11 protein-coding genes are annotated in these 12,053 nt (G+C 68.8%); 6 read left to right on the forward strand and 5 right to left on the reverse strand.

Going from position 1 to position 12,053, the window contains the following annotated elements; genetic code table 11:
* Positions 1-57: 57 nt before the first annotated feature.
* Positions 58-2,013 carry an ABC transporter ATP-binding protein gene (locus ACZ6JY_RS37405; protein WP_469203492.1) on the forward strand — a complete coding sequence of 652 codons (1,956 nt, stop codon included), beginning with the start codon at positions 58-60 and terminating at the stop codon, positions 2,011-2,013.
* Entirely contained in the window at positions 2,010-3,845 is a 1,836-nt protein-coding gene (locus tag ACZ6JY_RS37410) for an ABC transporter ATP-binding protein (RefSeq protein WP_469203494.1), read from the forward strand. The genes ACZ6JY_RS37405 and ACZ6JY_RS37410 overlap by 4 nt, the downstream gene beginning before the upstream one ends.
* A 44-nt stretch (positions 3,846-3,889) precedes the next feature.
* Here ACZ6JY_RS37410 and ACZ6JY_RS37415 read toward each other — a convergent pair whose 3' ends face one another.
* Positions 3,890-4,684: a metal-dependent hydrolase gene (locus tag ACZ6JY_RS37415; RefSeq protein WP_469203495.1), complete on the reverse strand. Its 795-nt coding sequence runs from the start codon at positions 4,682-4,684 to the stop codon at positions 3,890-3,892.
* A gap of 121 nt (positions 4,685-4,805) precedes the next feature.
* On the opposite strand from ACZ6JY_RS37415, the gene ACZ6JY_RS37420 reads away from it, so the two are divergent.
* The 3 genes from ACZ6JY_RS37420 (at position 4,806) to ACZ6JY_RS37430 (ending at position 8,908) form a co-directional block, all read left to right on the forward strand.
* On the forward strand, positions 4,806-7,319 hold the full coding sequence (locus ACZ6JY_RS37420) for a DEAD/DEAH box helicase (protein ID WP_469203497.1): 2,514 nt from the start codon (positions 4,806-4,808) through the stop codon (positions 7,317-7,319).
* Positions 7,320-7,365: 46 nt separating this feature from the next.
* Entirely contained in the window at positions 7,366-8,235 is an 870-nt protein-coding gene (locus tag ACZ6JY_RS37425) for an acyl-CoA thioesterase (protein WP_469203499.1), read from the forward strand.
* Between the two features lie 163 nt (positions 8,236-8,398).
* Positions 8,399-8,908, forward strand: coding sequence for a tetratricopeptide repeat protein (locus tag ACZ6JY_RS37430; RefSeq protein ID WP_469203501.1), 510 nt, complete (start codon positions 8,399-8,401; stop codon positions 8,906-8,908).
* Between the two features lie 78 nt (positions 8,909-8,986).
* On the opposite strand, the gene ACZ6JY_RS37435 is transcribed toward ACZ6JY_RS37430, so the two are convergent.
* Together ACZ6JY_RS37435 and ACZ6JY_RS37440 are read right to left on the reverse strand one after the other, a co-directional pair.
* Positions 8,987-9,916: a DUF6397 family protein gene (locus ACZ6JY_RS37435; protein WP_469203503.1), complete on the reverse strand. Its 930-nt coding sequence runs from the start codon at positions 9,914-9,916 to the stop codon at positions 8,987-8,989.
* Between the two features lie 109 nt (positions 9,917-10,025).
* Entirely contained in the window at positions 10,026-10,439 is a 414-nt protein-coding gene (locus ACZ6JY_RS37440) for a roadblock/LC7 domain-containing protein (protein WP_469203505.1), read from the reverse strand.
* Positions 10,440-10,531: 92 nt separating this feature from the next.
* Here ACZ6JY_RS37440 and ACZ6JY_RS37445 point away from each other — a divergent pair, with 92 nt between their 5' ends.
* Positions 10,532-10,960, forward strand: a complete 429-nt coding sequence (locus ACZ6JY_RS37445) for a PPOX class F420-dependent oxidoreductase (protein WP_469203507.1) — start codon at positions 10,532-10,534, stop codon at positions 10,958-10,960.
* A gap of 74 nt (positions 10,961-11,034) precedes the next feature.
* Here the strand turns inward: ACZ6JY_RS37445 and ACZ6JY_RS37450 are convergent, their stop codons facing one another.
* Both ACZ6JY_RS37450 and ACZ6JY_RS37455 read right to left on the reverse strand, forming a co-directional pair.
* Complete coding sequence (locus ACZ6JY_RS37450) at positions 11,035-11,640, reverse strand: GTP-binding protein (RefSeq protein WP_469203509.1); 606 nt, start codon at positions 11,638-11,640, stop codon at positions 11,035-11,037.
* A complete protein-coding gene (locus ACZ6JY_RS37455; RefSeq protein WP_469203512.1) occupies positions 11,621-12,037 on the reverse strand; it encodes a DUF742 domain-containing protein in 417 nt (138 codons plus the stop codon). Before ACZ6JY_RS37455 ends, ACZ6JY_RS37450 begins: the two co-directional genes overlap by 20 nt.
* Between the last annotated feature and the right edge of the window lie 16 nt (positions 12,038-12,053).

Below are 12,053 nucleotides of genomic sequence, written 5' to 3' on the forward strand. Positions count from 1 at the left end.
CCTACCGCGAGGCGAGCCGCCTATTCCCCTTCTAGCAGGCCTAGTTAGGGTACGTGTATGGCTGCACCGACCACGGACCCCGGCACCCCCGACCGTCGCGGCCCCGCGCGCTACCTCTGGTGGGTGATCGCAAGCCAGCCCAAGCGGGTCGCTCTCGGCACGCTGCTGGGCAGCGCGTGGATGGTCGGGTTGACGCTTCCCCCGTACGTCCTGGCGCGTGCCATCGACGACGGGCTCCGCCCCGGCGACCAAGGCGCGCTGATCGGCTGGGCCGCCGCACTGTTGGGCGTAGGAATCCTCGACGCCTGGCTCGGGATCATGCGGCACCGCACGATGACCCGTATCCGGCTCGACGCCTACTTCCGTACCGTGCGTGTCGTGATGGACCACGCCACCCGGCTCGGCGCGGCTCTGCCCCGCCGCGTCTCGGCGGGCGAGGTCGTCACGATCGGCCACTCCGACGTGGGCGTCATCGGCGCGACCCTCACCGTCACAGGTCCTGGGGTGGGTGCGGTCATCGCCTACTTCGTCGTCGCCGCCCTGCTTCTGTCGTTCTCCGTCCTGCTGGCCGTGGTGGTCCTGCTGGGCGTGCCACTGATCGCCCTGCTCGTCGGGCCGTTCCTCGGTCGGCTTCAGGGCGCCGAGACCGCGTACCGGGAGCGGCAGGGCGCACTGGCCGGCGTTCTCGGGGACCTGGCCGCCGGGCTCAGGGTCCTCAATGGTCTGGGTGGCAAGCAGGTCTTCGCGGCCCGCTACCGCTCGGGTTCGCGAGAACTGCGGGACGAGGGCTACCGGGTCGGCTCGTCCATGAGCTGGATCCAGGCTTTCGGAATTGGCCTGCCCACCTTGTTCCTGGCCGCCGTGACCTGGCTCGCCGCCCGCATGGCGGCTCAGGGCACCATCACCGTGGGCGAACTGATCGCCGTCTACGGCTACGTCGCCGTCCTCGTGGTCCCGGTGTCGTCCTTCATCGAGAGCGGCTACGACATCGGGCGTGGCCTGGTCTCGGCCCGCCGGGTCGTGCACTTCTTGAACCTCGAGCCGGAGACGTGGTCGGCGGTGCCCGCGAACGAGGTGAAGAGCGGGGCTCCGGTGCTCGATGATTCGGGCGAGACCTCCGATGCCCGCGAGGGCACCGTCAACGCTCCCGAGGCACCGGCCGTCCTCCACGACCGCCTCTCCGGGGTGAAGGTAGAACCCGGCGTCCTCACCGCGCTGGCCAGTACCCACACCTCCGAGGCCACGGAGGTCGTCGACCGCCTCGGCCGATTCGCCCCTGGCTCGGTCACCTGGGGGGCGGTCCGCCTGGACGCCGTCCCGCTGGACCAGGTCCGCGCGCGCATTCTCGTCGCGGACAACGAAGCCGACTTGTTCGCCGGTGCGCTGCGTGCGGCGCTCTCCGGTCGCTGGACACCGGACGAGCACTCCCTCACCCGCGCGGTCGACGCCGCCGTGGCCCACGACATCGTGCTCGGCCTGCCAGGCGGCTTCGATGCCCGCCTCGACGCCCAGGGGCACAATCTCTCCGGCGGTCAACGGCAACGCATCCGTCTGGCCCGTGCTCTGCTGGCCGACCCCGAGGTGCTCCTGGCGGTCGAACCGACATCGGCGGTGGACGTGCACACCGAGGCCAAGATGGCAGCCGGTCTCCGCGCGGCTCGGGCCAACCGCACAACGCTCGTGACCAGTACCTCTCCCCTCGTCCTCGACCAGGCCGACGTCGTCTACCACCTGGTCGACGGCCGTGTCGCCGCCGTGGGCCGCCACGCCGACCTCCTGTCGCATCACCCCGCCTACCGCCGTCTGGTGTCGCGCGACACCGAGGAGTCCGCAGCGGTGGAAGCCGCGGGGGCCGCGGACGTAGGGATGAGCGTCGCCACGGACAAGCAGCCGGCGACGGACGCCGCTGAGGAGGAGGCCGCAACGGCGGCCGATACGGACGAACAAAGCAATCCAAGTGACCGCAAGCACTCCCGCCCGTCCCCCGAGCCGACTCACGAGGCCCTCCCATGACGTCGCCCCGCAGCGGTAAAGCACCTGAGGCCGCCGCCACTCCGCTGCCCGTCGCCGGCCCCCGCCAGGTCCACCGCGCCGCCCTGCGACTGATCCGGCAGGACGCCTGGGCCTTCGCCGCCATGCTCTTCTTCAACGTGCTGGCGGCGGCTGCGGGCCTCGTCGGCCCGTGGCTCCTCGGCCGCGTCGTGAACACGGTGAAGGACGGCGGAGGCGTCGACGCCGTGGACCGTCTCGCCCTCGGCATCCTCATCGGAGCCGTCGCCCAGCTCCTCCTGGCGCGCCACGCCCGCTACCTCGGCCATCGCTTCGGAGAGCGCACCCTCGCCCGTATCCGCGAACAGTTCGTCGACCGTGCGCTGGCCCTGCCCTCCTCCGTCGTCGAACGTGCCGGCGCGGGCGACCTGACCGCACGCGGCACGTCGGACATCGCGACCACTGGTCAGACGCTGCGGGACACCGGCCCCGATGTCTTCGTCGCAGCCGTGCAGGCACTGTTCATCGTCGGTGCCGTGTTCTTGCTCGATCCGCTGCTCGGCGCCTGCGGGGTGCTCGGCCTCACGGGAATCTGGTTCGCCACCCGCTGGTACCTGCGTCGTGCGCGGTCTGCCTACCTCGACCAGGGCGAGGCGCACTCCGCGCTGGCCGAGGTGCTCGCCGCCACCGCGTCCGGAGCCCGCACCATCGAGGCCTTCGGCCTGCGGGAGCGGCGCATCACGGACAGTGAGAGGGAGATCGAGCGCTGTGTCGCCGCCCATGAGCGCACTCTGTACCTGCGGAGCGTCCTCTTCCCCGCTGTCGACACCTCGTACGTGATCCCGGTGGTCGGCATGCTGGTCATCGGCGGTGCTCTGCACGCCCACGGCACGGTGAGCCTCGGCGCGGTCGTCGCCGCGGCTCTGTACCTTCGCCAGCTCTCCCAACCGCTGGACACGATCTTGCAACGGGTCGAGGAGCTGCAGAGCAGCGGTGCCTCCTTCGCCAGGGTCGAGGGCCTGGCCGCCACGCCCTCTGAACCGACCGTCCCCAGCGCCCTCACCCCCAAGGACGACGGCATCGGCGTCGAAGGCGTCTGGTTCTCCTACACGGGCGACACCGACGTCCTCCAAGGCGTCGACCTGTCCGTCCGACCCGGCGAACGTCTCGCCGTCGTCGGCCCTTCCGGTGCCGGGAAAACCACTCTGAGCCGGCTCTTGGCCGGCATCGACACGCCGACCAAGGGCTCGGTGACCGTCGGCGGGGTTCCGATCGCCGATCTGCCCTCCGACCGGCTGCGCCGCCAGGTCGTCCTCGTCACGCAGGAACACCATGTGTTCCACGGCACGCTCCGGGACAATCTGCGGATCGCGGCCGAGTCCGCCGCGGACGCCGAGCTGGACGCCGCTCTCACCGCCGTCGGTGCCGAGTGGGCCACCGACCTGCCCGACGGTCTCGACACCCAGCTGGGCTCGGGCAGCCACCAGCTGCACGGCGCGCAGGCTCAGCAGCTGGCCTTGGCCCGTGTCGTGCTCGCCGACCCGCACACCCTGATACTCGACGAGGCGACGGCGCTCCTGGACCCGGCGACGGCACGGCACACGGAGCGGGCTCTCGCGGCCGTCCTGCGCGGCCGGACCGTGATCGCCATCGCTCACCGCCTGCAGACCGCTCATGACGCGGACCGCGTCGCGGTGATGGAGAACGGCCGCGTCACCGAGCTCGGCAGTCACGACGACCTCGTGCGGGCCGACGGAGCGTACGCCGCCCTCTGGCACTCCTGGCATGGCGACCACCCCGTCATCTCCGGGGTTCAGCCGCCTCCCGGCGAGGACGAGAGCCGGTCCGACAGCTGACGCTCGGCTTGAGTGGCCGCCGTGCGGGCAGGGCGGGCCCCGCCTCAGATGAAGTTGAGCGCGGCCGCGCCGCCCACTCCCCCGAGCAGCATGAACACCGGCATCAGTACCTTCAGCTCGATCCAGCTGCCGGCCCGGAAGCGCAGTGCTTTCGGCGGCCCGATCGGGTACCAGCGCTTGCGGCCGATGGGGATGGGCCAGAGCACCGGGCATCCGGAGACCGTCAGCGAGTCCCCGATGTCGTGCACCAGCGCACCGAGCACGATCGGCAGGCCGAGCCACAGGTACTCCTGGCCTGGTGCGGTGAAGAACCAGTCCGAACCGTTGCCGGGCTTGTCGAGGACGCCTGCGAGGATCCACGCGCTCGTGGCGGCGAGCAGCCACACCAGAACATCGCTGCTCGACCCGCGCGCCGCCCGCCACAGCAGGCCTTCGATGGCGAGCACCATGTGGACGAAGAGGATCGCGAGCACCGCCCAGCGTCCGCCGAAGATCGCCAGGGCGGAGGCGCCCGCGCCTATCAGCACCGCCCACAGCCAGGTGTGGGTGAGTGTGCGGTGGCCACCCGAGCGACGTGGGTCGCCCGCCTTCCGTGTCGCCTTGTAGACGGCGTACGAGAGTTTGTCGACAATTTCGCACAGGCCCCGCGAGACGGGCCCGAAGGCTCGCGAGATGGTCGCCGACTTGTGATCGAGGTCGGGCGCGAGGGCCGCCCCGGCGCAAATGAGCGCTCCCACGAGGAGGACCGGCCAGGGCATCGTGTGTCCCGCGGCCGCCGCGGCCGCGCCGACTCCGAGCCAGGCCGCCGCTCCCGACAGTGAGTGTGCCGGTCCCATCATTGCTGCCGCCCACCCCGTTTCCCATGTTCTGATGCCACGTTGGCGACACAGCGTAGCGTTCGTGATCTTCGCGAGAATCACCGGTTCCCTGATCCGGTGAGAAGGAAGGCAAGATGGGGGTGTGACCCTTATTGATCAGCTGCCGCCGGATGCCGACCCAGATGCCCTCTTCGAAGCCTTCTCCACGTGGGCCGAGGATCAGGGGATCACTCTCTATCCGGCCCAGGAGGAGGCGCTGATCGAGGTGGTCTCCGGGGCGAACGTGATCTTGTCCACTCCCACGGGCTCCGGCAAGAGCCTGGTGGCGGCCGGCGCCCACTTCACCGCCCTCGCCCAGGACAAGGTCACCTTCTACACGGCCCCCATCAAGGCGCTGGTGTCGGAGAAGTTCTTCGACCTGTGCAAGATTCTGGGCACCGAGAACGTCGGCATGCTCACGGGCGACGCGTCCGTCAACGCCGACGCCCCTGTCATCTGCTGCACGGCCGAGGTCCTCGCCTCGATCGCCCTGCGGGACGGCAAGGACGCCGACGTCGGCCAGGTCGTGATGGACGAGTTCCACTTCTACGCCGAGCCGGACCGCGGCTGGGCCTGGCAGATCCCGCTGCTCGAACTGCCGCAGGCACAGTTCATCCTCATGTCGGCGACGCTCGGCGACGTCAGCATGTTCGAGAAGGACCTCACGCGCCGCACCGGCCGCCCCACCTCGGTGGTCCGCTCCGCGACGCGCCCCGTGCCACTGTCGTACGAGTACCGGCTGACGCCGATCACCGAGACGCTCACCGAGCTTCTGGAGACCAAGCAGGCTCCGGTCTACATCGTGCACTTCACACAGGCACAGGCCGTCGAGCGCGCCCAGTCGCTGATGAGCATCAACATGTGCACGCGTGAGGAGAAGGACAAGATCGCCGACCTGATCGGCAACTTCCGCTTCACCACCAAGTTCGGCCGCAACCTCTCGCGCTACGTGCGCCATGGCATCGGCGTGCACCACGCCGGCATGCTGCCCAAGTACCGCCGCTTGGTGGAGAAGCTCGCCCAGGCCGGCCTTCTGAAGGTCATCTGCGGTACGGACACTCTCGGCGTCGGCGTCAACGTGCCGATCCGCACCGTCCTCTTCACCGCGCTCGCCAAGTACGACGGCAGCCGGGTCCGCACCCTGCGCGCGCGGGAATTCCACCAGATCGCCGGTCGGGCCGGACGTGCCGGCTTCGACACTGCGGGTTTCGTGGTCGCGCAGGCACCCGAGCACGTCATCGAGAACGAGAAGGCACTCGCCAAGGCGGGCGACGACGCGAAGAAGCGCCGCAAGGTGGTCCGTAAGAAGGCGCCGGAGGGCTTCGTCGGCTGGACCGAGAGCACCTTCGAGAAGCTCATCACCTCCGAGCCGGAGCCGCTGACCTCCCGCTTCCGCGTCACGCACACCATGTTGCTGTCCGTGATCGCCCGCCCCGGCAACGCCTTCAAGGCGATGCGCCACCTTCTGGAAGACAATCACGAGCCGCGCAAGGCGCAGCTGCGGCACATCCGTCGCGCCATCGCGATCTACCGTTCGCTTCTGGCCGGCGGTGTCGTGGAAAAGCTCGACGTGCCGGACGCAACGGGCCGTGTCGTACGCCTGACCGTCGACCTGCAACAGGACTTCGCGCTCAACCAGCCTCTGTCGACCTTCGCCCTCGCGGCCTTCGAGATCCTCGACCCGGAATCCCCGTCGTACGCCCTCGACATGGTCTCCGTGGTCGAATCCACCCTCGACGACCCGCGCCAGATCCTCGCGGCCCAGCAGAACAAGGCGCGCGGCGAAGCTGTGGCGCTGATGAAGGCGGACGGTGTCGAGTACGAGGAGCGGATGGAGCGGCTCCAGGACATCACCTACCCCAAGCCGCTGGAGGAGCTGCTCTTCCACGCCTACAACACCTACCGGACGAGCCACCCGTGGGTCGGCGACCACCCGCTGTCCCCGAAGTCCGTCGTCCGTGACATGTACGAGCGGGCGCTGTCCTTCACCGAGTTCACCTCCTTCTACGAACTCGCCCGCACCGAAGGCATCGTGCTGCGCTACCTGGCCAGCGCCTACAAGGCCCTGGAACACACCATCCCGGACGACCTCAAGTCCGAGGACCTGGAGGACCTGATCGCCTGGCTCGGCGAGATGGTCCGTCAGGTCGACTCCAGCCTCCTCGACGAATGGGAGCAGCTGGCCAACCCCGAGGTCATGACGGCCGAGGAGGCCCAGGAGAGGGCCGATCAGGTCAAGCCGGTCACGGCCAATGCCCGCGCCTTCCGCGTCCTGGTGCGCAACGCGCTGTTCCGCAGGGTCGAGCTGGCCGCCCTCGACCACGTCGAGGAGCTGGGCGAGCTGGACGCCGAGTCCGGCTGGGACGCGGACGCCTGGGGTGAGGCCATGGACAAGTACTGGGACGAGTACGAAGATCTCGGGACCGGGCCCGACGCACGCGGCCCCAAGCTGCTGTCCATCGAACAGGACCCGGAGCACGGTCTGTGGCGCGTCCGTCAGACGTTCGCAGACCCGAACGGCGACCATGACTGGGGCATCAGCGCGGAGGTCGATCTCGCGGCCTCCGACGAGGAGGGCCGTGCCATCGTCCGCCTCACGGATGTCGGCCAGCTCTGAATACCCCGAGAAATCGCACGTCCCGGACAGGAGTCGAAGAAGCGTCATGAGCAACCCCGCCGAACGGCTGGTCGATCTGCTGGACCTGGAGCAGATCGAGGTCAACATTTTCCGGGGCCGCAGCCCCGAGGAGTCTTTGCAGCGGGTCTTCGGCGGGCAGGTCGCCGGGCAGGCCCTGGTAGCGGCGGGCCGCACCACGGAGGGCGACCGCCCGGTGCATTCGCTGCACGCGTACTTCCTGCGCCCCGGCCGTCCGGGCGTGCCCATCGTGTACCAGGTCGAGCGGGTCAGGGACGGGCGCTCCTTCACCACGCGCCGTGTCACCGCTGTCCAGCAGGGCCGCACGATCTTCAACCTCACCGCCTCCTTCCACAAGCCCGAACAGGGCGCTTTCGAACACCAGCTGCCGCCTCGCATCACCGCTCCTGACCCTGAATCTCTGCCGACCGTCGCCGAGGAGATCAAGGAGCACCTCGGCGCGCTTCCCGAGCAGTGGGAGCGCATGGCCAGGCGCCAGCCCTTCGACATCCGTTACGTGGACCGGCTGCGCTGGACCTCCGAGGAGGTCAAGGACGCCGAACCCCGCAGCGCGGTGTGGATGCGCGCCGTCGGTCCGCTGGGCGACGATCCGCTCGTGCACACCTGCGCTCTCACCTATGCGAGCGACATGACGCTCCTCGACGCGGTGCGCATCCCGGTCGAGCCGCTCTGGGGACCCCGCGGCTTCGACATGGCCTCGCTCGATCACGCCATGTGGTTCCATCACCCGTTCCGCGCCGACGAGTGGTTCTTGTACGACCAGGAGTCCCCCATCGCGACGGGGGGTCGCGGCCTCGCCCGCGGCCGTATCTACGACACCGACGGCCGACTGCTCGTATCCGTGGTGCAGGAGGGTCTGTTCCGACCCCACGCGTGACGAAGAAGGCTCTGTCCGCGCTGGAACCCGTCGCGGTGGACTTTGAACCCTGGGCGTGCTTCGGGTGGTGCAGGGTGGGCATGCGTGTCTCCGTTCAGCGGGGTGGGGCAAGTGATTCGTCGGTACGAAAACGCAGGTGAGTCGGATGGTGGGGGATCAGCACATGAACGCGGATGCGGGCGAGGACAGGGATCGGTTGCTTCATGAGGCTGTGCGCCTGCGCGAGGCAGGACGACGCGAGGAGGCCCGAGAGCAGCTCGTGAAGCTTGCCGCCCTGTTCCCGGCGGACGAGGAAGTGGCGTACCAGACCGCGTGGGTGCATGACACGCTCGGCCTGGAGGTGGAAGCGGTGCCGTATTACGAGCGCGCCCTCGCGGGAAAGGCGCTTGCGGGCAATGATCGCCGCGGGGCCCTGCTCGGCCTGGGCAGCACCTACCGGATCCTGGGGCGCTACGAGGAAGCCGCCGCGACTCTTGGCGACGCGGTGGTCGAATTCCCTGACGACAACGGACTCAAGACGTTCCTGGCCATGGCGCTGTACAACGTCGGGCGGACGCACGACGCGATGCAACTGCTTCTGACCTTGCTGGTCGCCACGAGCAACGACCCGGAAGTCGAGGGCTATCGGCCCGCCATCGAGGAGTACGCGAAAGATCTCGACGCGACGATCTGAGATCGCTGAGCAGCTCCGCCCGGTGATACGGAAGCCGCCGAGACGTGCGCACGGCAGGCTGCCGCATGCACCGCTCGCCTACACCTGCCGTCGGCGCAACCACTTCCTCAGGCCGCGCGACTCACGCTCCAGAACGTCGACCGTGTCGTCGCTCCGGTGCTTGGGTTGCGCTCGAGCCGGCGCCGATTCGGCCGCAGCGGCCGACGCGGGAGCGGGCCGAGGCGCCGGGCGTTCCGAGCGTGCCTGGGCCAGGCCCAGCAGAAGGCTGGCGCGCAGCCATCGGAGCTCCTCAGGGTCGTCCGCGGTCATGATCCGTTCGACGATCAGCGCGGTGGGCGAATCAGGTGCCCCATGGGTGCGTGGCGCGGGGATGAGCCGGCTGAGGTATGCCCGTTCGTAGGGATCCTTGACGATGTCTGTCAGTTGGACCTGGTCGAGGAGTGAGGCCATGGCGGCCACGCGCTGCCATGAATCCTCGGTCTGCCGGAGCAGGAAACCCGCATGCCGGCTCCGCCAGTTGCGTGGCCGAAGGTCCTGCCCGTCGTCTAGGCGCACCCGAACCGGTTCGGGCAGGCGGCCGGTGAGGAGGACGCCGTGCACCTCGCCCTCCGCGAAGTGCCGCAGCTCTTCGGCGAGATACAGCCAGACGACCGCTCGATACCGGTTCAAATAGAACTTCACCGGTGTCAGGAATCCGGCGCGGGCGAGCCGGGTGAACCGGGCCGTGGTGATGTCCATGAGCTCCGCGGCTTCCGTGGTGCCCATGACTCTGACGCTCTCCCGCAAAGCCTCGGGGAAGCGCTCGCTGCCGCGCACGCGGTCGATCTCTGCGCGGGCGACGCGGCGCTGCGTCCCCGTCGGGTCGGCGACGGTGCGCACGCGCCCGAGCAGTACGGCGAGATCGAACTCGCCGCGCTTCAAACCCAGTTCCCTTGCCGCACCGCTCAGCGCGATGGAGGGCGGCGCCGTCGCCGCATTGGCCGGCTGTGTGGTCATGACGTCCGTCATGGTGGTTCTCCCCGTGAGATGTGTCTGCTCTCGGGAAAGACCGTAGCCCGATCGTCACGACCCTCGCTGAGCCTGTGGATAACCCCTGACAGGGCAGCGTCAAGGCTGGTCAGAGGTCCACGACGGGCGTGCGCTCGGGCTGTCGAGCCCCCACGGCGAGATGCTCTCCGACACGATTGACGAGCAACGTCATCTCGTAGGCGACTTGGCCGATGTCGGCCTCCGCCGCGCTCAGGACGCAGAGACAACTGCCGTCGCCCGCCGCGGTGACGAAGAGGACGGCGTCATCGAACTCGATCATCGTCTGACGGACGTTGCCCGCGTGAAAGTGACGCCCAGACCCCTTGGCGAGGCTGTGCAGCCCCGAGGAGACCGCGGCCAGGTGCTCCGCGTCCTCACGCTTCAGGTCCGAACTGGCACCGGTCACCAGTCCGTCGTTGGACAGCACCAGCGCATGACGAACGTGCTCCATCCGCTGCGTCAAGTCATCCAGCAGCCAGCCCAGCCCCGTGCTCTGCACCATCGTTCCCGTCTCCCCGAGTCGATCCTCCTGGCTGGAGGAACTGACCTGCCAGCCTTCCCCACGACCGGCGCCCCGGCAAGCATGATGGGGACATGGCACAAAAGATGACCGATGACCAATGGCGGGCATTCGTCTCGCAAGGCACGCGAACCGGCAAGTTGTCGACCGTCAGGGCCGACGGCAGCCCGCACGTAGCACCGATCTGGTTCCTGCTCGACGGAGACGACCTGGTGTTCAACACCGGTAAGGACACGGTCAAGGGCCGCAACCTCGCCCGTGACGGCCGCATGGCCCTCTGCGTGGACGACGACCAGCCGCCGTTCGCCTTCGTCGTGCTGCAGGGCCGTGCCGACCTGATCGAGGAACTCGACCAGGTCCAGCACTGGGCAGCCAGGATCGGCGCACGTTACATGGGCGAGGACCGGGCCGAGGAGTTCGGCGAGCGCAATGGCGTGCCCGGTGAACTTCTGGTGCGCGTGAGCATCGACAAGGTGCTCGCATACGGCGGAGTCACCGACTGAGAGCCCACGCCTGCACCGGGCAGAACTCGTGCCGACACCGGACAGGGACTCACGTCGAGACCCGTCCCGAAGGTTCAGCCCACCGAGTCGAGCAGCCGGGCGGTATGCATCCGCCCGGCGTACTCGACCAGCCGTATCAGCACCTCCTTCCCCGAGTCTCGGTCCCGTGCGTCGCACAGCACCACGGGGGTCCCGTGGTCGAGGTCCAAGGCCCGTGAGACCTCCTTCGCGCCGTACGCACGCGCCTTCGTGAAGCAGTTCACTGCCACGACGAAGGGGATGTGACGGTGCTCGAAGTAGTCCACGGCGGGGAAGCAGTCCTCGAGCCGCCTGGTGTCCGCAAGGACGACGGCTCCGAGAGCACCTTGCGACAGCTCGTCCCACAGGAACCAGAAACGGTCCTGCCCGGGAGTGCCGAACAGGTACAGCGAAAGACCAGTCCTGATGGTGATGCGGCCGAAGTCCATGGCGACGGTCGTCGTGGTCTTCCGGTCGACGCCCTCGGTGTCGTCCACCATCTGCCCCGCCTCGCTGAGCAGTTCCTCGGTGCGCAGGGGGCGGATCTCGCTGACCGCGCCGACCAGGGTGGTCTTGCCCACCCCGAAGCCACCGGCCACCAGGATCTTCAGCGCCATGTCCGCGGTCTGACCGTCTTCGGCCTCAGAGTGCTCGGAGACCATTGATCACCTCTCGAAGGATCATTTCGTCGGGAAGCTGTGCGGGCGGCACCGGCCGACTGATCTCGACGTGCCCCATCTCCAGCAGGTCACCGAGGAGCACTCTGACCACGCCTACGGGGAGATCGGCGCCGGCGGCAAGTTCGGCCACGGATTGTGTCTCGACGCGACAGAGGTCGATGAGCGCCCGGTGTTCGGGGCCGAGGGCGGTGTCGTCGTCGGACGTCGCCGCGGCGACGTCATGGAGCGTCACAAGGGCGATCAGGTCGAAGCGGACGCCTCTTGGCCCCGGGGCGGTCCGCCCGCCCGTCATCGCGTAGGGCCGGACGAGGGGCCCCGCCTCACCGTCGTACCACTGGCTGCCCGGCTGGTACTGACTGCCGCTCGAATCCTCGTTCATGAGTACGTGCCGCCCC

The organism is Streptomyces sp. NPDC046335, from assembly GCF_055587985.1.